The sequence below is a fragment of the Dokdonella sp. genome, assembly GCF_019634775.1.
In the GTDB taxonomy this organism is placed as follows: domain Bacteria; phylum Pseudomonadota; class Gammaproteobacteria; order Xanthomonadales; family Rhodanobacteraceae; genus Dokdonella.
This window is the reverse complement of sequence record NZ_JAHCAS010000001.1, coordinates 179,948-205,554: the sequence shown is the minus strand read 5'-3', so window position 1 is coordinate 205,554 and position 25,607 is coordinate 179,948. Positions and strand designations below refer to the sequence as shown.

Annotated in this window: 24 protein-coding genes; 5 read left to right on the top strand and 19 right to left on the bottom strand. The window is 66.2% G+C overall.

What is annotated here, in order from left to right; all coding sequences use genetic code 11:
* Positions 1–118 precede the first annotated feature (118 nt).
* Positions 119–1,720, top strand: coding sequence for a peptide chain release factor 3 (locus tag KF907_RS00890; RefSeq protein ID WP_291217172.1), 1,602 nt, complete (start codon positions 119–121; stop codon positions 1,718–1,720).
* A gap of 71 nt (positions 1,721–1,791) precedes the next feature.
* Here KF907_RS00890 and KF907_RS00885 read toward each other — a convergent pair whose 3' ends face one another.
* From KF907_RS00885 to KF907_RS00870, 4 genes are all read right to left on the bottom strand, one after another.
* Positions 1,792–2,325, bottom strand: a complete 534-nt coding sequence (locus KF907_RS00885; RefSeq protein ID WP_291217170.1) for a hypothetical protein — start codon at positions 2,323–2,325, stop codon at positions 1,792–1,794.
* Positions 2,318–2,929 carry an RNA polymerase sigma factor gene (locus KF907_RS00880; protein ID WP_291217168.1) on the bottom strand — a complete coding sequence of 204 codons (612 nt, stop codon included), beginning with the start codon at positions 2,927–2,929 and terminating at the stop codon, positions 2,318–2,320. Before KF907_RS00880 ends, KF907_RS00885 begins: the two co-directional genes overlap by 8 nt.
* Complete coding sequence (locus tag KF907_RS00875) at positions 2,926–4,872, bottom strand: M48 family metallopeptidase (protein ID WP_291217165.1); 1,947 nt, start codon at positions 4,870–4,872, stop codon at positions 2,926–2,928. The genes KF907_RS00880 and KF907_RS00875 overlap by 4 nt, the downstream gene beginning before the upstream one ends.
* Before the next feature lie 61 nt (positions 4,873–4,933).
* Entirely contained in the window at positions 4,934–5,521 is a 588-nt protein-coding gene (locus KF907_RS00870) for a LemA family protein (RefSeq protein ID WP_291217162.1), read from the bottom strand.
* 86 nt (positions 5,522–5,607) lie between these two features.
* Here KF907_RS00870 and KF907_RS00865 point away from each other — a divergent pair, with 86 nt between their 5' ends.
* Together KF907_RS00865 and KF907_RS00860 are read left to right on the top strand one after the other, a co-directional pair.
* Positions 5,608–6,897: a serine hydrolase domain-containing protein gene (locus KF907_RS00865; RefSeq protein WP_291217159.1), complete on the top strand. Its 1,290-nt coding sequence runs from the start codon at positions 5,608–5,610 to the stop codon at positions 6,895–6,897.
* Positions 6,898–6,981: 84 nt separating this feature from the next.
* Positions 6,982–7,602, top strand: a complete 621-nt coding sequence (locus KF907_RS00860) for a GPP34 family phosphoprotein (protein ID WP_291217157.1) — start codon at positions 6,982–6,984, stop codon at positions 7,600–7,602.
* 50 nt (positions 7,603–7,652) lie between these two features.
* On the opposite strand, the gene KF907_RS00855 is transcribed toward KF907_RS00860, so the two are convergent.
* Positions 7,653–8,690, bottom strand: a complete 1,038-nt coding sequence (locus KF907_RS00855) for an energy transducer TonB (RefSeq protein WP_291217154.1) — start codon at positions 8,688–8,690, stop codon at positions 7,653–7,655.
* A 1,010-nt stretch (positions 8,691–9,700) separates the two neighbouring features.
* Positions 9,701–10,111: a met regulon transcriptional regulator MetJ gene (gene metJ, locus KF907_RS00850; protein ID WP_291217151.1), complete on the bottom strand. Its 411-nt coding sequence runs from the start codon at positions 10,109–10,111 to the stop codon at positions 9,701–9,703.
* 141 nt (positions 10,112–10,252) lie between these two features.
* On the opposite strand from metJ, the gene KF907_RS00845 reads away from it, so the two are divergent.
* Entirely contained in the window at positions 10,253–10,672 is a 420-nt protein-coding gene (locus tag KF907_RS00845) for a hypothetical protein (RefSeq protein WP_291217149.1), read from the top strand.
* 95 nt (positions 10,673–10,767) lie between these two features.
* Here KF907_RS00845 and gcvH read toward each other — a convergent pair whose 3' ends face one another.
* The 13 genes from gcvH to KF907_RS00780 form a co-directional block, all read right to left on the bottom strand.
* On the bottom strand, positions 10,768–11,163 hold the full coding sequence (gene gcvH, locus KF907_RS00840; RefSeq protein WP_291217146.1) for a glycine cleavage system protein GcvH: 396 nt from the start codon (positions 11,161–11,163) through the stop codon (positions 10,768–10,770).
* Positions 11,164–11,442: 279 nt separating this feature from the next.
* Positions 11,443–12,531 carry a glycine cleavage system aminomethyltransferase GcvT gene (gene gcvT / locus KF907_RS00835; RefSeq protein ID WP_291217143.1) on the bottom strand — a complete coding sequence of 363 codons (1,089 nt, stop codon included), beginning with the start codon at positions 12,529–12,531 and terminating at the stop codon, positions 11,443–11,445.
* Positions 12,532–12,592: 61 nt separating this feature from the next.
* Positions 12,593–13,036, bottom strand: a complete 444-nt coding sequence (locus KF907_RS00830; RefSeq protein WP_291217140.1) for an NfeD family protein — start codon at positions 13,034–13,036, stop codon at positions 12,593–12,595.
* Positions 13,037–13,056: 20 nt separating this feature from the next.
* Positions 13,057–14,025, bottom strand: coding sequence for an SPFH domain-containing protein (locus KF907_RS00825; protein WP_291217138.1), 969 nt, complete (start codon positions 14,023–14,025; stop codon positions 13,057–13,059).
* A gap of 131 nt (positions 14,026–14,156) precedes the next feature.
* Positions 14,157–15,458, bottom strand: a complete 1,302-nt coding sequence (locus KF907_RS00820) for a sensor histidine kinase (protein WP_291217136.1) — start codon at positions 15,456–15,458, stop codon at positions 14,157–14,159.
* Between the two features lie 346 nt (positions 15,459–15,804).
* Complete coding sequence (locus KF907_RS00815) at positions 15,805–17,148, bottom strand: sigma-54-dependent transcriptional regulator (RefSeq protein WP_291217133.1); 1,344 nt, start codon at positions 17,146–17,148, stop codon at positions 15,805–15,807.
* 163 nt (positions 17,149–17,311) lie between these two features.
* The gene (locus KF907_RS00810; protein WP_291217130.1) at positions 17,312–18,520 is read right to left on the bottom strand and encodes an ABC transporter permease; all 1,209 of its coding nucleotides are present in this window, start codon (positions 18,518–18,520) and stop codon (positions 17,312–17,314) included.
* A gap of 143 nt (positions 18,521–18,663) precedes the next feature.
* Positions 18,664–19,968, bottom strand: a complete 1,305-nt coding sequence (locus KF907_RS00805; protein WP_291217128.1) for an ABC transporter permease — start codon at positions 19,966–19,968, stop codon at positions 18,664–18,666.
* 49 nt (positions 19,969–20,017) lie between these two features.
* On the bottom strand, positions 20,018–20,761 hold the full coding sequence (locus tag KF907_RS00800) for an ABC transporter ATP-binding protein (protein WP_291217126.1): 744 nt from the start codon (positions 20,759–20,761) through the stop codon (positions 20,018–20,020).
* Positions 20,762–20,905: 144 nt separating this feature from the next.
* Positions 20,906–22,177 carry an efflux RND transporter periplasmic adaptor subunit gene (locus tag KF907_RS00795; RefSeq protein WP_291217124.1) on the bottom strand — a complete coding sequence of 424 codons (1,272 nt, stop codon included), beginning with the start codon at positions 22,175–22,177 and terminating at the stop codon, positions 20,906–20,908.
* A 192-nt stretch (positions 22,178–22,369) separates the two neighbouring features.
* A complete protein-coding gene (locus KF907_RS00790) occupies positions 22,370–23,740 on the bottom strand; it encodes a hypothetical protein (protein WP_291217121.1) in 1,371 nt (456 codons plus the stop codon).
* A gap of 83 nt (positions 23,741–23,823) precedes the next feature.
* A complete protein-coding gene (locus KF907_RS00785; protein WP_291217118.1) occupies positions 23,824–24,195 on the bottom strand; it encodes a DUF488 domain-containing protein in 372 nt (123 codons plus the stop codon).
* Between the two features lie 2 nt (positions 24,196–24,197).
* Positions 24,198–24,839, bottom strand: a complete 642-nt coding sequence (locus KF907_RS00780; protein WP_291217115.1) for a uracil-DNA glycosylase family protein — start codon at positions 24,837–24,839, stop codon at positions 24,198–24,200.
* A 280-nt stretch (positions 24,840–25,119) separates the two neighbouring features.
* On the opposite strand from KF907_RS00780, the gene KF907_RS00775 reads away from it, so the two are divergent.
* Positions 25,120–25,548: a hypothetical protein gene (locus tag KF907_RS00775; RefSeq protein ID WP_291217112.1), complete on the top strand. Its 429-nt coding sequence runs from the start codon at positions 25,120–25,122 to the stop codon at positions 25,546–25,548.
* The last annotated feature ends 59 nt before the right edge of the window (positions 25,549–25,607 follow it).

Sequence of the window (25,607 nt, the reverse complement as noted above, 5' to 3'; positions counted from 1 at the left end):
ATGGGCACCGTCAGCTTCGGTGTGTGGCTCAGCGCATTTCGGCGCATCGTCTTCGGTTGCCTTCGCGTACAATGCGCGCCCCGCGGCGCGCTCGTGCCGCGACGAAGCCCGACCGACCATGAGCGACCACGTCCGCGAGATGCGCCGCCGGCGCACGTTCGCGATCATTTCCCATCCCGACGCCGGCAAGACCACGCTGACCGAGAAGCTGCTGCTGTTCGGTGGGGCGATCCAGATGGCCGGCTCGGTGAAGTCGCGCAAGTCGGCGCGCCATGCGACTTCGGACTGGATGGCGCTGGAGAAGGAACGCGGCATTTCGGTGACCAGTTCGGTCATGCAGTTCCCGTACGAGGAACGCATCGTCAACCTGCTCGACACGCCGGGCCACGCCGACTTCTCGGAAGACACCTACCGGGTACTGACCGCGGTCGATTCGGCATTGATGGTCATTGACTGCGCGAAGGGCGTCGAGGAGCGCACGATCAAGCTGATGGAGGTGTGCCGCCTGCGCGACACGCCGATCATGACCTTCATCAACAAGCTCGACCGCGAGGGCCGCTCGCCGATCGAACTGCTCGACGAGGTCGAGTCGGTGCTCGGCATCGCCTGCGCGCCGGTGACCTGGCCGATCGGCATGGGCTCGCGCTTGAAGGGCGTCTACCACCTGCTGCTCGACGAGGTGCACATCTTCGAGCCGGGGCGCAACTTCACGCGCCAGGACTCGACGATCTTCAAGGGCCTCGACGATCCGGCTCTGCGCGAGCGCATCGGCGACGAAGCCTGGAAGGATCTGCGCGACGAGCTCGAGCTCGTGCAGGGTGCGTCGAACCCGTTCGACCTCGAGGCCTATCTCGCCGGCAAGCAGACGCCGGTGTTCTTCGGCTCGGCGGTCAACAACTTCGGCGTGCAGTTGTTGCTCGACTTCTTCGTCGAGCACGCGCCCGCGCCGAAGGCGCATGCGACGACCACACGCACGGTGGCCGCCGACGAGCCGCGCATGACCGGCTTCGTGTTCAAGATCCAGGCGAACATGGATCCGATGCACCGCGACCGCGTCGCCTTCATGCGCGTGTGCTCGGGCACGTTCAACGGCGGCATGAAGGCCTTCCACGTGCGCAGTGGCAAGGAGATGAAGCTGGCCAATGCGCTGACCTTCATGGCTTCGGATCGCGAGATCGTCGAGCAGGCCTTCGCCGGCGACGTCATTGGCATCCACAACCACGGCACGATCTCCATCGGCGATACCTTCAGCGAGGGCGAAGTGCTCGCCTTCACCGGCATTCCGAACTTCGCTCCCGAACTGTTCCGCCGCGCGCGCTTGAAGGACCCCCTCAAGATCAAGCAGTTGCAGAAGGGCCTCGCCCAGCTCTCGGAAGAGGGGGCGACCCAGTTCTTCCGTCCGCTCATGTCGAACGACCTCATCCTCGGTGCGGTCGGTGTGCTGCAGTTCGATGTGGTCGCCTATCGTCTGAAGGACGAGTATGGCGTCGAGTGCGTGTTCGAGAACGTCGGGGTCAGCACCGCGCGCTGGGTCGGCGGCTCGAATGCCAAGAAGCTCGACGAATTCCGCGAGAAAGCCGCGCAGAACCTCGCCGTCGACGCGGCTGGTGAGCTGGTCTACCTCGCGCCTTCGCGGGTAAACCTGGAGCTCACCACCGAACGCTGGCCTGACATCGTGTTCGCTGCGACGCGCGAACACGCGAGTGCGGTCGAAGCCTGATCGGGCGCGCCGCAATGAAAACGCCCGGTCAGGGCCGGGCGTCAGGGTGGTCCGACGGCGGCGCTCAGAGGTCAGCTGCCGTTGAAGTCCGAGCGGAACAGGCCGTCTCCGACCGCCTGCGCGGCATCGATTCGCGCGCTGAAGATGCGATCGACACTGGTGAAGATGCGGTCAGGGCGTGCAGCGGCCTCCAGCTTCGTCGCGATCTCGGCTTCACGCGCGCGTTCACGCTGCTGGTGCAAGCCGATGGCCCCCAGGGTGACAGCAAGGCAGGCCGCAAGGCCGGCCCAGCGCAGGCCGTTGTGCCGGCGCGGGCGGATGGCGTGGCGCAGGCCGCGTCCCTCACGCGCATGGGCGGCGACGTTGCGGCCGGACACTTCGCCGGCGAGGGCCTGTGCCGCCGGCGCCAGTTCGCGCAGCAGGCGCACGAGATCGGTCTGGACCTCGGAACGGGCCAGGCGCATGGCGACTTCGTCGCGACGATCGCCACGCAGCGAGCCGGCGGCGGCGGCGACGAGGGTATCGGCGTCGAGCAGGTCACCGAGGCCGTCGCGCGACTGCGCGGCGAGACGACGGTAGAGGCTGGAAAGGCTGCGATCAGTCATCGAATTCACCGTATCCCAGTTCGCGCAACCGCGACTTCAGTTCATCGAGGCCGCGCGAGACGAGCTTTCGTGCCGCTTCGGCCGAGGTTCCGACCACATCGGCGATTTCCTGCAGGGAAAAGCCCTGCAGATGGAGCGTGATCGGCAGGCGGCGCCGTTCCGGGATCTCGCCGAGGCAGCGTTGCAGGCCGCCCATGCGTTCACCGTCGCTGGCGAGCTGTTCGGGTCCGGCGCCTTCCTCCGGCAACTGGCCGGGTTCGTCGTCGTCCTCGGGAAGCGGCTCGGCTGCCCGGACCTCGGCCCGGCGCAACGCGTCGATCACGGTGGTCGCGACCACCTTCTGCACGTAAGACGCATGGAAGGCCCCGGACCGGTCACGCTCGATCGCCCGCCACAGGCGGATGCGGACCTCCTGCTCGATGTCGGCCGGGTCGATGCCATGGCGGTCGAGCCGATAGCCCTGCAGCAGGGCGCCGAGGCGATTGCCGAACTCGCGCAGCACCTGGGCGAGGCGCGCATCGACGCTGTCATGGGGTCCGGTCATGTGGGGGGAGGGAGCAACGGGGGCGCTATGCTCCCCGACCGCGGCCAGCTTGGCAATCAAGTGGTCAGCAGGGGCGGCAACGGGCAGTGCAGCGAGGCGCAGATCGTGCGCAGCAGTTCCGCCTCGGCGACGCTGACCCGACCGTCGGCGCTGATCGCCAGGGTCAGGCCGCGCACCAGGCTTTCCTTGCCGGCGGGCACGAGCAGGTCGAGGCGCGGCAGGGCGCGGTCGAGCGCACGCGTCCAGTCCTGCGGTGGTGCGTAGTCCGGGCGCGCGCCTGGCAACACTTCGTGCAGGCCGAGCACATACGCACGTCGCGCCGTTTCGTCGCCGTCGTGGCCGTGGCGGGCGACGGTCGCGAACAGGTCGTGCAGTTCGGCCTCGACCTCGGTGAGCTTGCCCCGGCCGATCGCGCGCGTCTTCGCCGGATTCAACGCATCGATGACCTGGGTGCTGACGAGACGGGCCAGGCAGTATTCATCGAGGCTGACCCGGCCATCGGCATCGATGAGCTGGCGCAGCACGATGATGAACACCTCGAGTTGCGGGCGCGGGCGCCGGCGCAGGGCCGGGAACGCCAGCGCAGCCAGCGGCAGGCGCTGCATCGGATGCAGGTGGGCCGTGCGCGCGGCGAGGTTGTCTACCATGGTCAGCGTGCCGGCGTCGTGGTAGTGCAGGACCACGGCACGCTGGCGCTCGAGCACGATGCCGTCGCGGGCGAGCACGAGGGCGAACACGAGCGCCATGGCCTGCTCGTGCGAGGCCGCGGCCGCGGCGAGGTCCGGCGGGATCGTCATGTGGAGCGCGGCGGCGGCGACGTAGTCGGCGGTGTCGGGCTGGCCGACCTGAGCGGCGACCTGATTCGGTGTGATCGCGATTTCCGCGCGTGCGGAAGGCAAGGGGGCGGCCACCTCGGCCGGCATGGCGCGAGCGTGCGCATGGGCCGGAGCGAAACCACTCAGCGAAACTCCGGCATCGTCGCTCGGCCCTACACGGCGCGGTTGCGTCCAGTCTGCGGCGATGGCGGCGAACTCGGTCTCGTCGAAGCGTGGCTGCAGGCGCCGGATGCGATCGACGAGGGCAGGGTGGGTGGCGAACAGCGCGGAATACCCCATGCCGTCTCCGAACAGCATGTGGGCGACTTCCTCGCCGTCGGTCGAGACGAGCTTCGATCCCTCGCTGAGACTGCCGATCTTCTTGAGCGCACCGGCGATGCCATCGGTCTGGCGGGTGAACTGCACGGCCGAGGCATCGGCCAGGTACTCGCGCTGGCGCGAGATCGAGGCCTTGATGAGGCGTGCGAAGAACACGCCGATGTAGCCCACGATGACCAGGGCGACGCCGAGCGCGGCGATCGCCGCACCCCCGCGGCTCCGACCGCCGATGTTCTCGGCAATCTTGCGTCCGACCATGGCGATCACGAGGATGCCGAAGGCGACGCCGAGCAGGCGGATGTTCAGGCGCATGTCGCCATTGAGCACGTGGCTGAACTCATGCGCGATGACGCCTTGCAACTCGTCACGGGTGAGCTTGTCCAGACAACCGCGCGTGACCGTGATCGCAGCGTCGGCTGGCGTGTAGCCGGAGGCGAAGGCATTGATCGCGGCTTCCTGCTCGAGCACGAACACCTCGGGCATCGGTACGCCGGAGGCGATCGCGATCTCCTCGACGATGTTGCGCAGGCGCCGGTAGGCAAGGTTCGTGGTGTCTGGTGCCACGGGTGTCGCGCCGAGGCCGGTTGCCACCGCGCTGCCGCCGCCGCGCAACGAGGAAATGCGGTACAGCGTGGACAGGCCGATCACGGCGAGGACGACGAGGCTGGTGACGACGATCGCGGCGGTGTGCGGCAGCCGGTAGCCGGTTTCGATATCGCCGGTAAGGCCGAGCGCGAGGAAGACGACGGCATCGACCGCGGTGACGATGGCAATCACCGCGATCGTGAACAGCACGAGCATGCGCCGTGTTTGTCGGCGCGCAAGCTCCTGATGGGCGAAGAAGTTCATCGCCGACGGCTCCGCGGAGGGTGGCGCCACGATGCAGGGCAGCGTCGCTGCGCCATTGTGTTCAGCTGAACGAGACCTTCACTGCCTCGCGCTTCTCCGGCGCATCGATCTCAAGGAGCTGTGCGGGCTGGAAGTTGAACATGTTGGCGATGATCGAGTTCGGGAAGACTTCGCGCCGATTGTTGAAGCCCATGACGGCATCGTTGTAGGCCTGGCGCGCGAAGGCAACCTTGTTCTCGGTCGAGGTCAGCTCCTCGCTGAGCTGCATCATGTTCTGGTTGGCCTTGAGGTCCGGATAGGCCTCGGACAGCGCGAACAGGCGGCCGAGCGTCTGCGTCAGCATGTTCTCGGCGCCGCCGAGCTTCTGCATAGCGGAAGCGTCACCCGGGTTTGCCTTGGCCGCAGACAGGCCGGACACGGCCGAGTTGCGTGCCTGGATGACCGCCTCGAGCGTTTCGCTCTCGTGTTTCATGTAGGCCTTGGCCGTCTCGACCAGATTGGGGATGAGGTCGTAGCGCCGGGTCAACTGGACGTCGATCTGGGCGAAGGCGTTCTTGTAGCCGTTGCGCGCGGTGACGAGGCCGTTGTAGATGCCGATCGCCACGAAGGCGACGACGACGAGGATGGCAAGGACGATCAGCAGACCCATTTCACCCCTCCGCAATGGTGCCGAAAGACGTCGGCACGACGTATGATTTCGAGCATAGCATGCGTCGCAGGACGCCAACGGATCCCATGTCGAAACACCTTTTTCATCTCGTTTCCACGGTTTTTCTCGTCCTCGTCGCGGCGGCTGCCGGCGACAGTGATGCTGCCACGCGCAAGAAGAAGCTGGATCCATTGCGGCCCGCGGCAAGCACGCCGCGCCCTCCTCTGGCGCGTGTCGATGCCGCCGCGGTCGCGACCGACCTTGTCCCGGTCACTGGCGACTTCGCGCGCTGGGTCGAGCAGCTCGCCCAAGGCGATGCGGTGGCCGGTCTCGCCGTCGCCGTGGTCAAGGACACGGATGTCATCTACGAACGCACGCTCGGCCATGCCGACTGGTCGACGCGTACACCGGTGACGCCGACCACGGTGTTCCGCCTGGCCTCGCTGTCGAAGGGTTTCGCCGCGGCCCTGACCGGACTGGTCGTCGACGATGGCGTGATGAGCTGGGACACGCGTGTCGCAGGGGTGCTGCCGACCTTCGCCCTGGCCGATCTCGAGGGCAGCAGCCGGTTGACCGTGCGCGATATCCTCAGCCATCGCGTCGGCCTCCCCAACAACACCTACGATCGCCTGCTCGAGCAGGCCGAACCGTATCCGTTGCTGGTCGATCGGTTGCGCGAGGTGCCGCTGGCCTGTGCTGTTGGTGAGTGCTACGGCTACCAGAACATCGCCTTCAGCCTGATCGGCGACGTCACCTATGCCGTCACCGGAGACTTCTTCTACCACCTTGTCGAGAAGCGCCTGTTCCATCCGCTAGGCATGACAACCGCGACCTACGGTCTCGATGCGTTGCGATCCTCGACCTCTTGGGCGCGCCCGCACAAGCGGAGTCGCAAGACCTGGGTCGCGTTCGAGCCGAACCAGAACTACTACCACCTGCCGCCGGCTGCCGGCGCCAATGCCAGTCTGCGCGACATGGAGCAATGGCTCATTGCGCAGATGGGGGGGCGCACCGACGTGCTGGCCCAGGAGCTGCTCGACGAGCTGCATGCACCGCAGGTGGCGACGCCGAAGGACGCCAGCCTGACGCCGTGGCGGCGCGAGCGCCTGCTCGATGCCAGGTATGCACTCGGCTGGCGGGTATTCGACTACGCCGGCGAGCCGATGGTGTTCCACGCGGGTGCGGTCAAGGGTTATCGAGCGGTGATCGCCTTCCTTCCAAAGCACCGCTTCGGCATGGTGATGCTGTGGAACTGCGAGGCGGCGACACCGAATGGACTGCTGCCGATGCTGTTCGATCGCTACCTTGGCCTGCCACGCGTCGACTGGGCGGGTCTCGACCAGGGCGACGAGGCCGGAGCCAGTACCGGTGGGTGATCGCCCCCTGCCCATGGCAGGGGCGATGACGTAGCATGCCTGTCCATTGGCGGGCGACCTGCAACCCTGGGCGGGATGACCGGCATGCTGATTGCCGAACAACTCATGCTGGTCAGCATCGAACCGGTGAAGGGCGTGTTCGAGAGCTCGCGCAGCCACCTCGATGTCGACACGCTGGCGGCGGCGGCGCTGCTGCTCGATCTCGCCGAGCAGAAGCGACTGCGCTTCAACGCCGGCTACGTGGCCATCGAGACGAACCTGCCGTCCAGTCACGCCCAGCTCACGGCAGCATCGCAGGCACTGACCGGGCACCCGATGCGCATCGATGCCGCCATCGAGCTGCTGGTGTCGCGGCTGTCACCGATTGGCGGCGCTCTGCTCGATAGCCTGTTTCGCCGCGACGTCCTGCATCGTGTGCGCGTTTCCTGGTTGCCGGGCTCGGGGCGTCGCTATCCATTGCGTTCGCTGCAGGCGCGCAACGAGGTCATTGCTCACGTGCGCGAGGCTGCCGAGGCTGAGAGTCCGAGCTTGCGCGGCACCGGTCTGCTCATGCTCGTCGATCTCGCCGGCCGGCTCGCGACCTTGCTCGACGCCAGCCATCACGAGGCCGCCATGCGGAGACTCGACATGCTGATGGGCACGTACGGAGGTGACAGCGCCGATACGCGCTTGCTCAGTGCCATGCGGCGCGCATTGCTCGATTGATGTGCGGAAGTCTTCGCCGCAGGTGGCAGACACCACCTGCGGCGCCGATATCAGTTGAGCTTGAACTCGATGCGACGGCGCAACGTAGTGCTGACCGGTGTGCCGTTCTCGAGGCGTGGCCGGTAGGTTGAGCGTTCGATCGAGCGGATCGCCTCGCGATCGAACAGGCGCGGTGGATCGGAGCGCACGACGCGCGCATTGGCGACTTGGCCTTCTGCGGTGACGGTGAACTCGACTTCGACCCAGCCTTCGGTGCGCGAGCGCGCCGCCTGCGCCGGGTACGTTGGTGCGGCGGCTTCGATCACGCCGGCGTCGCGCGTTTCGCCGCTTGCGACCGGTGCGGTGGGCGGTGCTGCCGGCGGCGTTGCCGGCACCACTGGCGCCGGTCGAGTTTCCTCCGCAGGCGCGGCAGGCGTTGCTTCGGCGCTGGCCGGAGTCGGCGTCGCTGCCGGTGCGGTCGCCGGCGTGGATGTCACGGGTGTGGTCGCGGGCTCGGGGACTGGCCGCGTGGCTGCCGCTGCCGCGGCTGCCGCGGCTGCTGCGGCAGCAGCCTGTTCGCGTTCGACCAGCTTGCGTCGTGCGTCGAGCTTGCTGCGCAGGATCGTCAGCGTGTAGTTGTCGGGGTCGGCCTTGGCAAGTTGCTCAATGATGCGAGTGGCTTCGTCGAGTTCGCCGACATTGATGGCTTGCTCGGCGGTGCCGCTGGCAAACGGGAACAGCTCACGCAGCGCGTCCTGCGCGCCGCTGTTGCCGGGATCCTTGGCGAGAATGGCGAGGTAATACTCAAGTGCGTTGTTGCCGCTGGGAGCAACCATGCGCTGCTCGGCGAGGGCCTTGCGTGCCTCGCGATAGAGCTGGTCGATGCTCAGTTCCTCGATCGCCGGCGAAATGAGCGGAGCTGGTTCGGCTGGTCCGGTCGGCGCGGCTGAACCTGGTGCCGCCGGCCGGGCGACGGATGGAGTGGTGTCGTCGCTGCGCGTGGCGAACCACACGATGGCAGCCGCGATGAGAGCAATGACTACGATTGCGGCGACCACCTTGGGTGCCGCGGAGCCACGTTGGTTTGCCGGGTTTGCCTTCGAAGCCATCATTGCTTTCACTCGCTCATCGGGTACGACGGAATGCGACGGAAAGGCATGACTGGACGTGGCCGACGGCCGCGTCGACGGATACGGTGGGCTGCAGGAGGCGCTTGCCGGAGTGGCAGCGCCGCTGCATCGTGTCCCGGCTTCCAGCCTGACGGATTCCCTGTGGAAAATGACCGGCCCCCGGACCGCCCCATGTCATTCTGCGCACGGATGGCCGAACGATAACCCATTTGTCCATGGCATGTCATACCTCGCTGTGATCATCCGTGCGGGCTTCGGGAATGGAATGCGAGCCTGAACGTCGCGCAGGGCGCAATCCCACCCGCAACCTTCGAGGAGATCCGCATGAGTCCGTCGCGCCGTCGCCGCGGCCGCCGCGAGTCTTGGTCACCTGCGCCTGCAGCATCGGACGCAAACGCGATGGCTGCGCGATTCGTTGGACGTGCATCGCGGCGTGTTTGCCGTCGCCGGCGGGTTCATCGGCGGCTTCGTCCTCGCCCACACGCCTCTCAGAGCCTGGCGTCGTACAGGTCTGTCGATCGTTGCCACTGCTGCGTCGCTTGCGCGTTCGCCGATGGGTGCGATGGCGATGCGTGCATGGTCCGGACGTCGACGCGACGCTTGAGTCACGGGCAGGCGGGATAACCAGGCGGTGGTGTGATCGCGACGGTTGCGCGTGGCAGCGACCATGGGCGGAGCAGGGCGCACGCCATCGCCGGCGCGGTGAATGTCACGGAAGGGTGGGGGCGCGTCGAAGCGCGGATATCGCGGGGGCCGCTTCCGCGCGGACTTGCCAGGTCCGCGCCTGAGATCCATTGGCGGAAATCTCTCCCTGCGCTGGGCATTCCGCAGGGAGAGCAGTCCGTTTGCTGGATCCAGTGAAGCTTTTTCTGATGCTGGAACGGTGAAGCAGGTGTTGCGATCGTTTCAATATCCCGGTGGTCAATGCAGGAAGCACTGGACGCGGGACGAAGGCCGGTCACGCGTGGTGACCGGCCGGTGTCGCTGACTTACTTCTTCTTGGCGGCCTTCTTGACAGCCTTCTTGGCGGCCTTCTTGGCGGCCGGCTTCTTGGCGGCCTTCTTGGCGGCTGGCTTCTTGGCAGCCTTCTTCACGGCCTTCTTCGCAGCCTTCTTGGCGGCGGGCTTCTTCGCAGCTTTCTTTGCAGGTGCTTTCTTGGTAGCCATATCGCGTCTTAACTCCTCGTCAGTTGGCAGTGGTTGCCCAGTAAAAGCGTGAAGGAATGCTTCGCACAGCAGATTGCTGTTTGTGGCGTGGCGCAGGTTGGCGACCTGTCGCCGTGTCCGCTCATCGGACAAGAGTCTGAGGATGTGAAGTGGGATCGAAACCGTGATCTTCCTGACCGCTCCCGATTTGCGGCCATGTTCGACATACGGTTCGACGAATCTTGGTGCAGCCATGATTCCTTTTGTTTTCCTCGTGTCGCCGTCGCGGAAATTATTCCTGTCACGTGCGCGTGTCAACAAATTTCTGATAGGAAACAAGCAGTTCCAAAACCCCTTCCGAGGCCCTGAGATCGCTGCTCCGCGAGCATTCTGTGCATGTTTGATGACGAACGGAATGGACGTATGGACGGCCAAACAAGTTCATACTCAGAACTGCACTGGAATGCAGAAAACCACTTGAAAATAGCCATTTTGCGCAGCATGCGCATCTCCATTTCCTGCTTCCTCGTGATCGTGATACTTGAGGCTGATGGTGCGTCCTCTGCCATCATCACGGCGGTGGATGTGGCTTTCTGGGTTGGGCTCGATCCGTTCGGCGAAGAAAAAAATTTTGTCCGGGAGGCCTTCCGCGGAGGTCGCGAGGTCGCTCGGCGCAGTCGCGTGGGTGTCGGCCCCCGGCCTCCGTCGTGGTCAACAGGGTGCATGCATCACGGTGTTCGTGATGACGTTGGCGTCGACCCACGATGGGTGTGCGGTGAAGTCCACGAATGCGGCGGCGGTATCGACGCTGCGTGACATCGGCAGTTCTGCGTTGCGTGTCGGCGAGGCAAAAAAAACGGGCCGGAAGTCCGGCCCGTCGTTTGTGTCCATGCGCGTTCCGTCGCACCGGATCAATCGTCCTCGTTCTCGAGGAGCTCGGCATAGGCATCCGGGTCGAGCAGGTCGTCGAGTTCTTCGCGGCTGTCGAGCTTGACCACGAAGATCCAGCCGTCGCCGTAGGCATCCTCGTTGATCGTCTCGGGCTTGTCCGGCAGCGACTCGTTGACCGCGACGATGCTGCCGCTGACAGGCGAGTAGACGTCGGACGCGGCTTTCACCGATTCGACCACGGCCGCGGCGTTGCCAGCCTGCACGGTGTCGCCGACGTTCGGCAGCTCGACGTAGACGAGGTCGCCGAGCAGGCCCTGCGCGTGGTCGGATATGCCGACCGTCACCGTGCCGTTGTCTTCGACACGGGCCCATTCATGGGACTTCAGGAACAGCAGATCGCCTGGGATTTCTTTCATGACTGGAGCCCTGCCTTGAGGTGGCGTCGTGAAGTAGGAGAGTGTGCGCGGTGGATTCTAGGGATGCTCTGATCCCTCCCGCAATGGCGTCATGACATCCGCAAGGTTCGCAGCAGGGTGGGCGTGGCGAAGTGCGGGCTGGTTGCCGGGGCGAGCCGCGCCCGCCCCGCTGCGGGCCTCGCGGATGTCACCCCGTCATTGGGAATCAGAAGGTTGGGGCCGTCCTGTGCGGGCGCAGAACTGCGCCCGCACAGGACGCTGACGCCGTTGTGGGATGGATCAGAGCACCCCGGGGGCGGCTTTGCTGTCGCGTACGAACGGGTATCTGACGACGCGCACCGGTACCTCGCGGCCGCGGATGTCGACACGCACATCGCCTTCGACGCTGGCTGGTACGCGCGCGAACGCAATCGACTTGCCGAGCGTCGGCGAGAACGTGCCCGACAGGATCTCGCCGTCACCCAGTGGGGTGATGACACGTTGGCCGTGGCGCAATACACCCTTCTCGTCCATGACGAGGCCGACCAGCCGGCGCGGCACGCCGTTCGACTTCTGCGCCTCGAGGGCGCTGCGGCCGATGAAGCACCGCCCCTCGTCGAGCGAGACGGTCCAGGCCAAGCCCGCTTCCCACGGCGTGGTCGACTCGTCCATGTCCTGGCCGTAGAGGTTCATGCCGGCTTCGAGGCGCAGCGTGTCGCGTGCGCCGAGTCCGGCCGGGACGACGCCTGCTTCGAGCAGGCGGTTCCACAGGGCGATCGCCTCGCCTTCCGGCACGACGATTTCGAAACCGTCCTCACCGGTATACCCGGTGCGTGCGATGAACAGGCCATCGCCCTCGCAGGCGGCGAACTTGCCGAGTGCGAGCGCTTTCGCCGCGGTGTCCGGCGTCAGTACGCGGGCGACCTTCTCGCGCGACTGCGGGCCCTGCACTGCAATCATCGACAACTCAGGGCGTTCGCGCACGCTGACGTCGAAGGCCTGGGTCTGCTGTTCGATCCAGGCGAGATCCTTGGTGCGCGTGGCGGCGTTGACGACGAGACGGAAGAAGCTTTCATCCATGTAGTAGACGATGAGGTCGTCGATCACCCCGCCACGCTCATCGAGCATGCACGAGTACAACGCCTTGCCGCGAACCTTGAGCTTGTCGACGCTGTTGGCGAGCAGGTGGCGCAGGAACTCGCGCGTGCGCGCTCCGGTCAGGTCGACCACGGTCATGTGCGAGACGTCGAACATGCCGGCGTCGCGGCGCACGGCATGATGTTCCTCAATCTGCGATCCATAGTTGATCGGCATGTCCCAGCCGCCGAAATCGACCATCTTCGCGCCGAGCGCGCGATGCGTCTCGTTGAGGATCGTCTTGCTCGTCATTGCGGAGCCCTCTGGAAGGAGGGACGGGATTATCGGCGCCCACGCACGACAAACCAAGCAATCAGGCGACCGGGGTCACCTTGAGCGTTGCGCCATGCACGCCGACCACTTCGACGGCATCGCCAACTGCGGCATCGGGGCCCTCAGCCAGCCACACGGTGTCGCCGACGCGGACCTTGCCACGGCCGTTGACGAAGGTCTCGGCGACCAGCACGCGGCGACCAAGCATGCGATCACCACGGCGGTTGAGCAGGGGCTGGTCGTCGCGTTGCTCGGCCACCGGGCGGATGTACTTCCAGTAGATGATGCAGGCGATCACGGAAAGCACGCCGAAGGCGGTCGCCTGGGCGATGAAGGGCAGGTCGGGCACGAACAGCGTGACCAGCCCCATGATGCCGGCGGCAATGCCGACCCAGAGCAGGAAGTAGCCGGGAACGACCAGCTCGGCGCCGATCAGGACCAGGGCGAGGATCCACCAGCCATAACTCGACAGCAGGTTGGCCATGAGGTTGCTCTCCATCGGCGTCAGCGCAATACCGGCGGCAGGTTCGGTGTGCGCGGCGGCGGGGGCGGCGAGGTGCCGGACTTGCCGTCGAACGAGGCCTTGGCGATCTCGGCGATGCCGGCCAACGAGCCGAGGATGCCGCTTGCCTCGAACGGCATCAGCAGCATCTTCTGGTTAGGCGAATCGGCCATGGCCTTGAGCGCCTCGACGTATTTGTTGGCGACGAAATAGTTGATCGCGTTGATGTCGCCACCGGCGATCGCGTCGGACACCATCGTGGTCGCCTTGGCTTCGGCCTCGGCCAGGCGCTCGCGCGCCTCGGCTTCGCGGTAGGCGGCTTCGCGCTTGCCTTCGGCTTCGAGGATCGCGGCCTGCTTCTCGCCGTCTGCCTTGAGGATCGCGGCCTGGCGCAGGCCTTCGGCTTCGAGCACGTTGGCGCGCTTCTCGCGCTCTGCCTTCATCTGCCGCGCCATCGAATCGACCAGGTCGCGCGGCGGCGAGATGTCCTTGATCTCGATGCGGGTGACCTTGACGCCCCACGGATGGGTCGCCTCGTCGACGACCGCCAGCAGCTTGGCATTGATCTCGTCGCGCTTGGACAGGCTCTCGTCGAGGTCCATCGAGCCGAGCACGGTGCGGATGTTGGTCATGATCAGGGCGAGCGCGGCCTGCTCGAGGTTGGCCACCTCGTAGGCCGCCTTGGCTGCATCGAGCACCTGATAGAACACCACGCCGTCGACACGTACCACCGCGTTGTCCTTGGTGATGACGTCCTGTGAGGGCACGTCGAGCACCTGCTCCATCATGTTCATCTTGTGGCCGATGCTCTGGATGAACGGCACCAGCAGGTGGAAGCCCGGCGTCAGCGTGTGCGTGTACTTGCCCCAGCGCTGCACGGTCCATTCAAAGCCCTGCGGCACGATGCGCACGAGCTTGGACAGGGCGAGGAAGACCAGTCCGACGATGATGATGGCGATGGTGAGTTCCACTGGGCGCTCCCTGATTGTCGGGTGGTTGAAGATAGCAGGGCGGGCAAGTTCCGGGAATCGAGAAGGGGAAATGCTCGAAGCAGGCTGACGAGCAACCGCAGTCGATCCATTCCCTGTTCCCCATTCCCGGTCTATTGCGGAAGGCTGACCACGACGATGAGGCCGCCGTCGGCTCGATTGGCCAGGCTGACGCGGCCGCCGTGGGCTTCGCTGATCTCGCGGGCGAGGGCGAGGCCGAGACCGGTGCCACTGCGCTTGGTCGAATAGAACGGCAGCAGGGCGTGGGCGAGTACGGTTTCGCTCATGCCGGGGCCACGGTCGAGCACCTCGATACGCAGTTCGTGGCCGCGGTTTTCCACGGCGAGCTCGACATCGCCGGGCGGGCTGCCGGATTCATGCGCGTTCTTCACGAGGTTGATCAGCATCTGCTCGACCTGCGCAGGGTCGAACCAACCTGGTGTCGACGGGACCGCACCGGCGAGGCGGAAGACCGAATGGCGGGCGAGCGAGTCGAGGAAGGACTGCCACTCGACCGCCGCCGGCTGCGGCAGCGGCAGACGCGCGAAGCCGGCATAGCCCTGGATGAAGTCATCGAGGTGGCGGGTTCGCTCCCCGATCGTGTCGAAGACGACGCCGAGCCGTGCGAGGTCGCCGCGTCGGGCCAGTTCGCGCCCGGAATGTGCCAGCGACTGGATCGGTGCGAGCGAGTTGTTGAGCTCGTGGCTGATGACGCGGATGACCTTTTTCCAGGTCGCCACTTCCTGGCGTGACAGTTCCCGGGTCAGGCGCTTGACCAGCAGCATGCGGTGCGTGCGCCCCTGCAGTTTGAAGCGGCGTTGCGAGAGATGGAAGGTTTCGTGCTCATCGCCCAGGCTCACGCCGAACAACACGTCACCGCCCGTTTCGAGCGCGCGCGCGAATTCGGGCGCGGCATCATCGACGATTCGTTCGAGACGCTCGCCGTTCATCGCGCGGCCGCCGTTGAGCAGGGCCCGCGCGGCGAGGTTGGCGTAGACGACATGTCCACCCGGCTCGACCAGCACCAGCGCATCGGGCGTGTTCTGCACTACCGAATCGAGCAGCAGTTCGCGTTGGAACAGCCCCTGGCGCTGCTCGCGCAGCACGCGGCCGAGTTCGTTGTGCGCATCGACGAGGTCGCCGAGTTCATCGCGGCGTTGGTTGGCGATCGAGAAACTGAAGTCGCCGTCCCGAAACGCGCTGACGCTGCCGGCGAGTGTACGCATGAGGTCGCCGATGGGGCGGGTGCAGCGCCGTGCCAGCCACAGCGACGGCAGGACCATCACGGCGAGAGTGGCGACCACCGCGTACCACGGCGGCAACCACCGTGCCGCCAGTGTTCCCACGCCGATCGCCAGCGCGGAACACAGCAGCAGCAGGGCGGCGAGCTTACCTTCGAGCGAGAACGGGCGCATGGGGGGCGAAGGATAGAGGACGCAGAGTGCCTGGGGAGACTTTGCTCCTGTCGATTGCGGCTGATGTCGCTCCGACAGGATCTCAAGGGATGCTCTGATCAATCCCGCAATGGCGTCATGACATCCGCAAGGCCCGCAGCCCGGCGTGCGCAGCTCGGCGTTGAGCCGGCTCGACGGACGGCCAGCCTGCCTTCGCCGTCGCGCCTTGATCTGCGTCCGTACAGGACGGTGACGTCGTTGTGGGACTGATCAGAACATCCCAAGGCCACACAGGCACGAAACTGTGGGGGCGGCTCCAGCCGCGAAGGGGGCGGTCGAGGATTCCCCCGCCCGAGTGTCTGCCACCTCAGCTTCCGATTCCCATCTTTTCCATGCGCCGGTACAGGGCCTGGCGCGACAGGCCGAGCTCGGCGGCAGCCTGGCTGATGACGCCGCGGGTACGCTGGATCGCGGCTTCGATCGAGGCACGGTCCGGTTCGGCATCGAGCGGCAGGCGCGTGCCGGGCGCACGTGCGCCGGAGAGGCCGAGGTCGCGTGCGGTGACCACGCCGTCGCTGCACAGCAGGCTCGCACGTTCGATCGCGTTCTTGAGCTCGCGCACGTTGCCGGGCCAGGCATGCGTGGCCAGCGCGGTGCGCGCCGAGGCATCGAGCGTCGCGCGTCCCTGCAGGAAATGCTCGGCCAGCGGCAGCACGTCGTCGCTGCGCTCGGCCAGTGGCGGCAGACGCAGTTCGATGACGTTGAGGCGGTAGTACAGATCCTCGCGGAAACGTCCGTCACGGATCGCCGCGGCAAGGTCGGCATTGGTTGCGCTGACGACGCGAACGTCGGCGTGGCGTGTGCGGCTCGAACCAAGGCGTTCGAACTGGCCGGTCTCGAGCACGCGCAGCAGCTTCATCTGCCCGGCCAGCGGCAGGTTGCCGATCTCGTCGAGGAACAGGGTGCCGCCATCGGCAACCTCGAACCGACCCTCACGTGCGCGGTTCGGCGCGCCGGTGTAGGCGCCAGGCTCGGCACCGAACAGTTCGGCCTCGATCAGCTCGGAAGGCAGGGCGCCACAGTTGACCGTGACGAATGGCCCCTTCGCGCGCGACGAGTTGGCCTGCACGATCTCTGCGATTCGTTCCTTGCCGGCACCGTTCGGGCCGGTGATGAGCACCGGTACGTCGGCGCGTGCGACCTGGCAGGCAAGCTCGACCACGCGTTCCATTGCGCCCGAGGCGAACACGATGCCGCGCAGGTCGTAGCGGGCATCGAGTTGACGGCGCCGGCGTCGGCGCTCATCGCGAAAGCGTGCGACTTCGCGCGTCGCCTCGGACAGTTCCAGCAGGTTTTCCACCGTGGCGAGCAGCTTGTGGTCGTCCCAAGGCTTGCCGAGATAGTCGGCTGCGCCGGCCTTGACCAGTTCGACCGCCGTTTCCAGGCGCGTCCACGCGGTCAGCAGGATGATCGGCAGGTCCGGATGGTCGGCGCGGATCGCGCGGTACAGGGCGACGCCTTCTTCGCCCGAGGTCGTGTCGGCGCTGAAGTTCATGTCCTGCACGACCAGGTCCACGCGCTCGCGCGCCAACAGGTCGAGACCCTGCCGCGGCGTCGTCGCCGTCAGCGTGCGGATGTCGCGCAAACCGAACAGCAGATCGAGTGCCGTGCCGACCGCAGGGTTGTCGTCGATCACCAGAACGGTGCGCATGTCCGGATTGCTTCGTTGGGTTCGCCGCATGGTTGCATGGATGCAGCCCGGCGGCGAAGGGTTTCGTGTGGCGCGAACGGAGAATGCGCGGTCTGGCATGTTCCCGCCGCGTCACTTCGAGGGCAGGGTTCCGGCCACGCCGCATGCACGGATCCCGGCTTCATCACACCGTCCTCGTCGCCACTGCCGGTGGCACGCGCGAGGCGCGCAGGGCGGGGCCGAGCACCGCGAGCTGGCCGAGCAGCCAGAGGCAGGCGAAGCCGATCGGCACGTAGTGCCAGGGCAGACGAGGCGACTGGTACTGCTGCATGAGCCAGAGGCTGAAGGCGTAGGCGAGGACTGCGCCGAGGACGAGGCCAAACGTGGTGATGATGAAGTTTTCGGCCTGGAAGTAGCGCAGGATATCCCCTTTCGTTGCGCCGAGCGCGCGTCGCGTGCCGATCTGGCGTGTACGCTGGGCGACCCAGAAACTGGCCATGCCGACGATGCCGAGCGCGGTGATCGCGAGCAGGGCGACGACGACGCTGCCGAGGATGATCGCCATCGCACGGTCACCCGCGTAGGCGCCGCGGCGGATGTCGCCCATCGATCGCATGCGGCCGATGATGCGGCCGGTGTTGGCCTCGGCGAGCTTGTGTTCGACCAGCTTCATGACTTCGTCGCGACGGCCCGGCTCGGTGCGCACGACATAGGGCGAGAACGTGCCATAGGGCATGTACGCCGGCACGAAGGTCGAGTACTCGATCGTGTCGCTGTCTGCCCAGGGCTGCTGCAGGCGCTCGACGATGCCGATGATCGTGCTTGGCTCGGTTTCGGTGAGGTAGAGATGCTTGCCGATCGCGTCACCCTCGGGGAACACACGCTCGGCCAATGCACGCGTGATGATGACGACCTTCGGACGCAGCTGGTCGCCGAAGGCGACTTCATCGACTTCCTCGGGCTTGAAGTTGCGTCCAGCGACGAGGTTTACACCGAACGAATCGAGACCGTGGTCGTCCACGATGTAGAGCGCCATCATCGTGGTGCCGGTGCGCTGGTTCGGTTCCAGGTTCACGCCCGTGCTCCAGCCGCCGCCGGTCAGCGGCAGCGAGTTCGTCGTACTCGCATCGAAGACGCCGGGCAGGCTTCGCAGGAGGGCGAGGTCGGCTTTCTGCACCGCGCGCGCATCGAAACCCGGTGTGAAGCCGTTGCTGCTGAACCAGAACGTGTCGGCCTCGTTCATGCCACTTGGGCGATCCATCTGTGCGAAGCGCTGGCTGATGATGAACAGCGCATTGCAAGTGATCGCCAGCGTCAGCGCGACTTGCAGGCCGATCAGGATCATCGCGACCTTGCTGCGCATGAGCGCGGAGAGGATAGGGCGGATTTCCATGGCTCTGTATCCGGGAATGGGGATTTGGGAATGGGCAAGGTCGGAGAACGGGGAATGGGGAATAGAGAATGGTCGGAACAGGAATGCAGAGCGAACCACTGCTTCAACCATTCCCTGTTCCCGATACCCAATTCCCGGCTCAATCACATCTTCAGTTGCGTCGCCGGTTGCACCCGACAGGCGCGCCAGGTCGGGTAGAGACCGGCGAGCACCGCGGAGATGATGGCGAGAACGACGGTCACGGCGATCATCGTCCAGTCGAGCTGGGCGACCGTGCGGTAGTTCGGATAGAGCGCACGCACGGCGATCAGGCCGAGTCCGGTCAGGCCGAGGCCGACGATGCCGCCGCTCAGGCCGACCACGCCGGACTCGACCAGGAACTGGGTGAACACGTCGCGGCGGCTGGCGCCGAGCGCACGGCGCAGGCCGATTTCTCCGGACTTGCGCGTGAACTTGGCGAGCAGCAAGCCGATCGTGTTGACCAGGCAGACGAGGAGGAAGGCGAAGGCGAGGCCGGTCTGCACCTCGACGTCGCGGGGGACGACGCGCTGGTTGGCCATCCACTCGGTCACGTTCGGCAGGCGGTTGTTGAGCGGTCGCTCGAAGCGGCCGAGCTTCTTCTGTTCGTTGACGTAACTGTCGAGGAAATCCTTGTATTCGGCGAGGCGGGCAGGGGTATCGAGCTGCACCCACATCTGCAGCCACACGCAGTCGGAGGCGAGGTACGAATCCCAGCCGTCGCCGGGTGAGCGGAAGCACTGGTTGTTGCCGCTCGCGCGTTGCTTGAGGTCGATGCCGGTGGTCATGGGAATGAAGAACTGGTCCGGCTCGTTGAAGGCGCCGTTGGTGAGGTCGTAGTACTTCGAACGCAGCGTCCATTCGCCGAGCACGCCGACCACGGTGTAGTCATTGGCGCCCATGCGCACCGTCCGACCGACGCTGTTCTGGCCGCCGAACAATCGTTCGTTGAGTTCGCGGCCGAGTACGACGACACGCGCGTGTTCGGCGTCCTGTCCGCGATCCCACGGTCCGCCGAACGCGAACGGCGGCTCGAACATCGCGAAGAAATCGGACCAGGTCACGCGGCCCAGCGACTGGAATGGCTTGACCTCGGGGTTCTCCGGCTGCACCGCCAGCGACAGCTTGAACATCGCCGCCTGGCGATCGGCCTTGCCGGCTTCCATCAGGGCGGTCGCATCGCGATAGGTCACTTGGTCGGGCGGGCTGCCGTCCTCATCGAACGGCTCATCCGCGCTCCAGTTGTCGAGTTGGACGTAGTGGAGCTTGTCGCTCTTCCAAGGGATCGGATCGCTGCCCATGAGGTGCATGACGGTCAGTGTGGTCATGCTCGCGGCGATGCCGAGCGCGATACCGAGGACCATCAGCGCCGTGAGGACCGGATTCCTGCGCAGGCTGCGCAGGCCGAGCTGGAGGTAGTAGTTGAACATGCGGGCCAGGGATTGGAGGTGAGGGGCGAGGGTGCGGAATGCGCGCGAGTCAGGCGAGTGTTGCGCGGGCCGGCTGCTGCGTTCGCGCGCGCCGTTCCTCGGCGCTCGCGACCAGGCTCGGTTCGGATTCGAAGTCGGTGACCTGGCCGTCGATGACGTGGACGTTGCGATGCGCGCGCGCGGCGAGTTCGGGGTCGTGGGTGACCATGACGATCGTCGTGCCCTGGCGGTTGACCTCCTCGAGCAGTTCCATGACGCCGCGCGCCATCAGCGAATCGAGATTTCCGGTCGGCTCGTCAGCCATGAGCAGGCGCGGCGAGCCGGCCAGCGCGCGCGCGATCGCCACGCGTTGTTGTTGGCCACCGGAAAGCTCCGACGGATAGTGCTTCATGCGCGAGGCGAGGCCGACGTGGGTCAGGGCCTCTTCGATGCGACGCCGGCGGTCGGTGGCGCTGAAGCCGCGATAGCGCAACGGCACGTCGACGTTGTCGAACAGGTTGAGGTCCGGAATCAGGTTGAAGCTCTGGAAGATGAAGCCGATTTTCTCATTGCGCAGCCGTGAGCGGGCCTTGTCGTCGAGTCCGCGCACGTCGACGCCGTCGAGGGTGTATTCGCCACCGCTGAACTCCTCGAGCAGGCCGGCGATGTTGAGGAAGGTCGTCTTGCCGGAACCCGACGGCCCGGTGACGGCAACGAATTCGCCGTCGCGCACGTGGATCGAGAAATCGCGCAACGCATGCGTCTCGATCAGATGGGTGCGGTAGACCTTCTGCAGGTGGGTCATCTTGAGCATCGGCTGCGCCTCGCTGGAGTTCGGATTTGGGGATGAGGATCGGTGGAGACGGTGATCAGGGTTCGGCAAAGTCACGATGTGCAGTCGGGTGGGCTTCGGTGCGGCTACGGTTCCCACTCCGCATGCCGGACTCACTCCCGGTGTTCAGTTCAGGGCGACACGCTGCACCCCGTTGAAGCGATCGGTGCCGGAGATGACGATGCGGTCTCCTTCCTTGACCCCGGCGAGGATCTCAACGGCGTTGAGGCTGGTCGCGCCGATCTGGATCGGGGTACGCTCGGCGACATCGCCGCGCACGATATAGGCGACGCGGCCGGCACCCGTATCGACGAACGGGCCACGCTCGACGATCAGGGTGTCGGGGTGTTCGTCCATCAGGATGCGCGTGGTCAGGCGCTGGTTCTGGCGCAGGCCGGCCGGCTTGTTGTCGCCAAGGCGGATGCGACCGGTGACCTGGCCATCGATCACTTCGGGCGACACCGCGCTGATCTCGCCTGGGTACTTGCCCGAACTGTCCTGGATCTCGGCCGGCATGCCGATCGCGAGGTCGTGGGCGAAGGTTTCCGGCACCTGCACCTCGATCTCGAGCGCGCTCAGGTCGACCACGGTCAGGATCGGCGCGTTGAGCGCGATCGCCGCGCGTTGCTGCGCGATCAACTGGCCAACCTGGCCATCGACCGGCGAACGCAGTTTCAGTTCGTCGACCTGGCGCTCCAGATCGGCGGCGAGCAGGCGCTGGCGGTCGAGGGCGAGGCGCTTGCTCTTCAGCTCGAAGGCGAGCGCCTCGATGTCGAGTTGCATGTCGGCCTCGGCATTGGCGACGTCGATTTCGGCCTTGGCCAGGGCGTCCTGCCGGCGCAGCAGTTCGATCTCCGACATCGCACCGGCCTTGAACGCCTTCTCGGTGCGCTCGACCTCGCGCTGCGCGGTCTGGCGGTCGACCCGCGCCTGGTCGAGCAGCTTCTTCGCTGCGAGCTGCTGCTTGCGATGATCCAGGCTGGCGCGCTGGACTTCGATCTCGAGGCTTTCGCGCGTCGCCTGCTCCTGCTGCAGGCGGTTGCTCAGCTCGGGGCTGGCGATTTCGGCTAGCACGTCGCCCTTCTTGACCTTGTCGCCGGCCTGTACGGCAAGGGTGACTGTGCCGGCGCTGGCCGCGTACAGGGTCGGGCTGACCGCAGCGACGACCCGACCTTGGACGGAGACGTCGCGCACCAGCGTGCCGCGTTTGACTTCGGCGATGCGCAGGCCGCTCATGCTCGCCGCCGAATCGGCCGAGAACAGGCGTGCCGCGACCGGCACGAGCACGGCCAGCACCGCGATCGCACCGACGGCGGCGAGGCCCGGCACGAGCCAGCGTCGGCCGCGCCGGGATTCGACCTTCATCACGCGGTCTTGTGCCGAGGTATCGCGGATCATCCGGTTTCTCCCGCGCCGGACGGCGGCGCACGGGTTCGATTCAGCAACTAGCGTGCCATCCGCAAGACATTGATGACCAAGATGTTTTTCTCGAGGCGTGTGCCGCGGACAGTGTCCGAATGCTGTCGCGGACAGGGGGCGGACAGCGCAGGCCGTGGTCGCGGGGAAACGTGACCGGGGCTGCGGCGCGAGTCACAAGGCGTCGTCTGGCGTCACCGCCCGCAGGCGGCCGTCGGCGTCCATCCGGTGTGTGGCCTGTGCTGGCGTCGCGGCGATGGACACGGCATGCAGGGACGTGCCGCGCCAGGCCGGAACGGCGTTGACGAAGCGTTGCAGCATCCATGCCGCGGAGGGATCGGTGGCAGTGATGCGCAGCGGTTGGCCCTGCGCATCGTGTACGGCCGCAGCGAGTGCCGAGTGGAATGCCTGCTCGGCGACGCCGACCCTGTGCATCGCGAACATCACCTGCATGCCATGCAAGGCAGTGATGGCAGCGGCGACGCAAACCACGATGCGGGCCGGCCGAGGCAGGCTTGACCACGCGAGTGCGGGAATGGCGATCGCAGCGGTGCTGGCCATGTAGGCATAGTGGTTGTACGCAATGCCGAGAACGAGCACCGGCGCGAGCAGGCCGAGCTGGAGCACCAGCCAGGCCACCGGTAGCCAGCGATTTGCGCTGGCCAGCGCAGCGAGGAAGGCGCACAACACGACGCCCGCGGCAGCGATCCGGGCTGCGCTCTTGGCGAGCACCGGCGCCGCTTCGAGCAGCGGTGGCATCGCCGGAAACAGCAGGTACTCAAGCACACGTCGCGGCATGCGGTCGGCCGACCAGGCGTAGGCTGGATCTGCGCTGCCCGCCTGTGCGAGCACCGGCCAACGTAGGCCGAGGTAGGCGAGCACGAGCACTGCAGAGGTGACGACGACCAGCGCGCTGAATCGGGGATTGCGGGTGCGCCATGCAGCGGCAGCGAGCAACACGGGCAGGACGACGGCCGACTCCTTCGCCATCAAGGCCAGGGCGACGAGGACAAGGATCACGAGCAGGGCAGTGTTCGATTGCCGTGGCGAAGCATCCGGTCCGATGCTTCGCGACAGCAGCACCGAGCCAAGGCCGGCCAGCACGACGAGCAGATCGGCAAGCGTCGCCGTCCAGCCGTGCGTGTAGACCACATAGGGATTCGAAGCGAAGGCAAGACAGGCGGCCAGCGTTGCACGTTGCGATGCACCGAATCGCAGCATGACGGCACCGAGCAGGGCGGTATTCGTGGCGCCGAGGGCGACGAACGCGGCGTGCATGATCCACGGTGTGGCCGCAAACGCCCACGCCAGCAGCAACCACAGATTGAAGGTCAAGGGCCGATATTGGAACGCCGAGACGTCACCCCAGGCCAGCCATGGCAGGTCAGCAGCGCGCGTGACATCGGCACGCGCCCACCATTGCAGTTCGTCCGCCGCGAAGTAGCCAGGATTGAAGACGAGCGGTGCCTGCACCACGAACACGGCAACGAAAACGGTGACGGCGACGGGCAGGAGTCGTACCGGGTGGCTGGCGTTGGACGACATCGGCGCTCGGACCGCGGCGGGTAGAGGCGTGATTCAAGCACAACAGGCGCGCCGGCATGCACCGGGTAGCAGCGGTCGAGGATTCATCCAGTGGTGTGTTCGAGCGCCTCGCGCAGCACGATCGCCTGGTTGCCGGTTGCCGAGCGCGCACCATAGACGAGGGTAATGCGCTTCCGGCCGGCGGCGTCGAGCAGGGCGTGCAACTGCGCGCGCGCCTGCGGTGTGGCGAGTTCGGCAAGGTAGCGCTTGCGAAACTCGTCCCAGCGTTCCGGCATGTGCCCGTACCAGCGGATCAGGTCGGCACTCGGCGCCAGCTCGCGCACCCATGCATCGAGGGCGAGCACGTCCTTGCTGCGCCCGCGCGGCCAGAACCGATCGACCAGTACGCGATAGCCGTCGTGCGGGGTCGGGTCGTCGTAGGCGCGTTGCAGTGCAATCACAGGTTTCTTCGTCATCGTCATTTCCCGGGAGGTGGAAACAGCACAGTGCGTACGCGTTCGCGCAGTTGCGGCAGCACGTCGCGCTCGAACCACGGGTGGCGCTGCCGCCAGGCGGTGTTACGTGGCGATGGATGTGGCAGCGGGAAATACTTCGGGCCGTAGTCGGCGAAAGCGGCGACCGTTTCGGCCAGCGTCGACTTGCGTTGCGCTCCGAGGAAGTGGCGTTGCGCGTACTGGCCGATCAGCAGCACGAGTTCGATGTTCGGCAGTTGCGCCAGCAGGGCATCGAACCACAGCGGAGCGCACTCGGGGCGTGGCGGCAGGTCGCCACCGCCGCCGCGGCCCGGATAGCAGAAGCCCATCGGCAGGATCGCGACCTGTGCCGGATCGTGGAAGCGCGCGAGATCGAGGCCGAGCCATTCGCGCAGGCGCAGGCCGCTGGCGTCGTTCCACGGTATCCCGCTCGCATGCACTTTCGCGCCCGGCGCCTGGCCGACGATGAGCAATCTGGCATCGGCACCGGCCTGCACGACCGGGCGTGGCCCGAGCGGGAGATGCGCAGCGCAGACGCTACAGGCACGCACTGCCGCGAGCAGGCCGGCGAGGTCGCCCGCCCGTGCGCGCCGCCCCGTTTTCACCGGTACCGCCAGCGCCTTCATGCTGGCGATTCTACGCCCGTGATGCGGGTATGGCGTTTGCGCCTCGGCGTGCGGGCTGGTGTTCGTTGCGCCGGCTCGACAGATGGCCGGTTTGCCATCGCCGTCACGCCTTGATCTGCGCCCGCACGGGACGGTGACGCCGTTGTGGAATGGATCCGAGCATCCTGAATGTCCGTCTCGTCACGTCATTGCGGAACTGGCAGGGAGCGCTGGCGCAGCAGGACGGTGTTGCCTGTGGCGCCATGGCCCGCCCACGGCCCGGACGATGCGTGGCCAGCGCATGCGCGACATGCGCGCGTTTCGAGCGGAGAATGGGCCTGCCCTCCCTTGCGAGACCAGGACCATGCCCGACCATGTGCAAGTCCCCGCCACTGACGGTTGGACCGTCACCGGCATCCAGACGCGGACCGCCGACGGCGCGCACTCGCGAGTCGAGATCGTGATCCGCGGTCGGGTCGAGGGTCGCGTCGACCGTGGTGGCGGCGTCGACCGGCTGCGTTTCTCGGTCTGGGATGATGGCCAGGAGATGGATTTCAGGATCGTCGATGTCCCGCTCGGCAGGGCCGGCGTCGTCAACGTGCGTCTAGGCTTTGATGGCCGCTACGCCATCGAGGCCGATGGTATTGGTATCGCGATCATCGCGGGTTCCGACCCGGACGGCGAACGCATCTTCGACCTCGATCCGTTTTTTCCGGAAGTGGCCGGATAGCGGGCTGGACGGCCGGGCGATGCGGGTTTGGCCGCCCGATTCCATGCGGCCAGCCCGGA

Coding starts and splice junctions, on each gene's coding strand:
- KF907_RS00815 (WP_291217133.1), bottom strand. CDS start 17,148: ATGCGCACCGTTCTGGTGATCGACGACAACCCTGCGGTCGGCACGGCA.
- KF907_RS00860 (WP_291217157.1), top strand. CDS start 6,982: ATGCTGATTGCCGAACAACTCATGCTGGTCAGCATCGAACCGGTGAAG.
- KF907_RS00775 (WP_291217112.1), top strand. CDS start 25,120: ATGCGCGACATGCGCGCGTTTCGAGCGGAGAATGGGCCTGCCCTCCCT.
- KF907_RS00890 (WP_291217172.1), top strand. CDS start 119: ATGAGCGACCACGTCCGCGAGATGCGCCGCCGGCGCACGTTCGCGATC.
- KF907_RS00805 (WP_291217128.1), bottom strand. CDS start 19,968: ATGTTCAACTACTACCTCCAGCTCGGCCTGCGCAGCCTGCGCAGGAAT.
- KF907_RS00865 (WP_291217159.1), top strand. CDS start 5,608: ATGTCGAAACACCTTTTTCATCTCGTTTCCACGGTTTTTCTCGTCCTC.
- gcvH (WP_291217146.1), bottom strand. CDS start 11,163: ATGAAAGAAATCCCAGGCGATCTGCTGTTCCTGAAGTCCCATGAATGG.
- gcvT (WP_291217143.1), bottom strand. CDS start 12,531: ATGACGAGCAAGACGATCCTCAACGAGACGCATCGCGCGCTCGGCGCG.
- metJ (WP_291217151.1), bottom strand. CDS start 10,111: ATGGCTGCACCAAGATTCGTCGAACCGTATGTCGAACATGGCCGCAAA.
- KF907_RS00795 (WP_291217124.1), bottom strand. CDS start 22,177: ATGATCCGCGATACCTCGGCACAAGACCGCGTGATGAAGGTCGAATCC.
- KF907_RS00810 (WP_291217130.1), bottom strand. CDS start 18,520: ATGGAAATCCGCCCTATCCTCTCCGCGCTCATGCGCAGCAAGGTCGCG.
- KF907_RS00800 (WP_291217126.1), bottom strand. CDS start 20,761: ATGCTCAAGATGACCCACCTGCAGAAGGTCTACCGCACCCATCTGATC.
- KF907_RS00870 (WP_291217162.1), bottom strand. CDS start 5,521: ATGGGTCTGCTGATCGTCCTTGCCATCCTCGTCGTCGTCGCCTTCGTG.
- KF907_RS00875 (WP_291217165.1), bottom strand. CDS start 4,872: ATGAACTTCTTCGCCCATCAGGAGCTTGCGCGCCGACAAACACGGCGC.
- KF907_RS00780 (WP_291217115.1), bottom strand. CDS start 24,839: ATGAAGGCGCTGGCGGTACCGGTGAAAACGGGGCGGCGCGCACGGGCG.
- KF907_RS00790 (WP_291217121.1), bottom strand. CDS start 23,740: ATGTCGTCCAACGCCAGCCACCCGGTACGACTCCTGCCCGTCGCCGTC.
- KF907_RS00845 (WP_291217149.1), top strand. CDS start 10,253: ATGTTTGATGACGAACGGAATGGACGTATGGACGGCCAAACAAGTTCA.
- KF907_RS00830 (WP_291217140.1), bottom strand. CDS start 13,036: ATGGCCAACCTGCTGTCGAGTTATGGCTGGTGGATCCTCGCCCTGGTC.
- KF907_RS00820 (WP_291217136.1), bottom strand. CDS start 15,458: ATGCGCCCGTTCTCGCTCGAAGGTAAGCTCGCCGCCCTGCTGCTGCTG.
- KF907_RS00785 (WP_291217118.1), bottom strand. CDS start 24,195: ATGACGAAGAAACCTGTGATTGCACTGCAACGCGCCTACGACGACCCG.
- KF907_RS00855 (WP_291217154.1), bottom strand. CDS start 8,690: ATGGCTTCGAAGGCAAACCCGGCAAACCAACGTGGCTCCGCGGCACCC.
- KF907_RS00885 (WP_291217170.1), bottom strand. CDS start 2,325: ATGACTGATCGCAGCCTTTCCAGCCTCTACCGTCGTCTCGCCGCGCAG.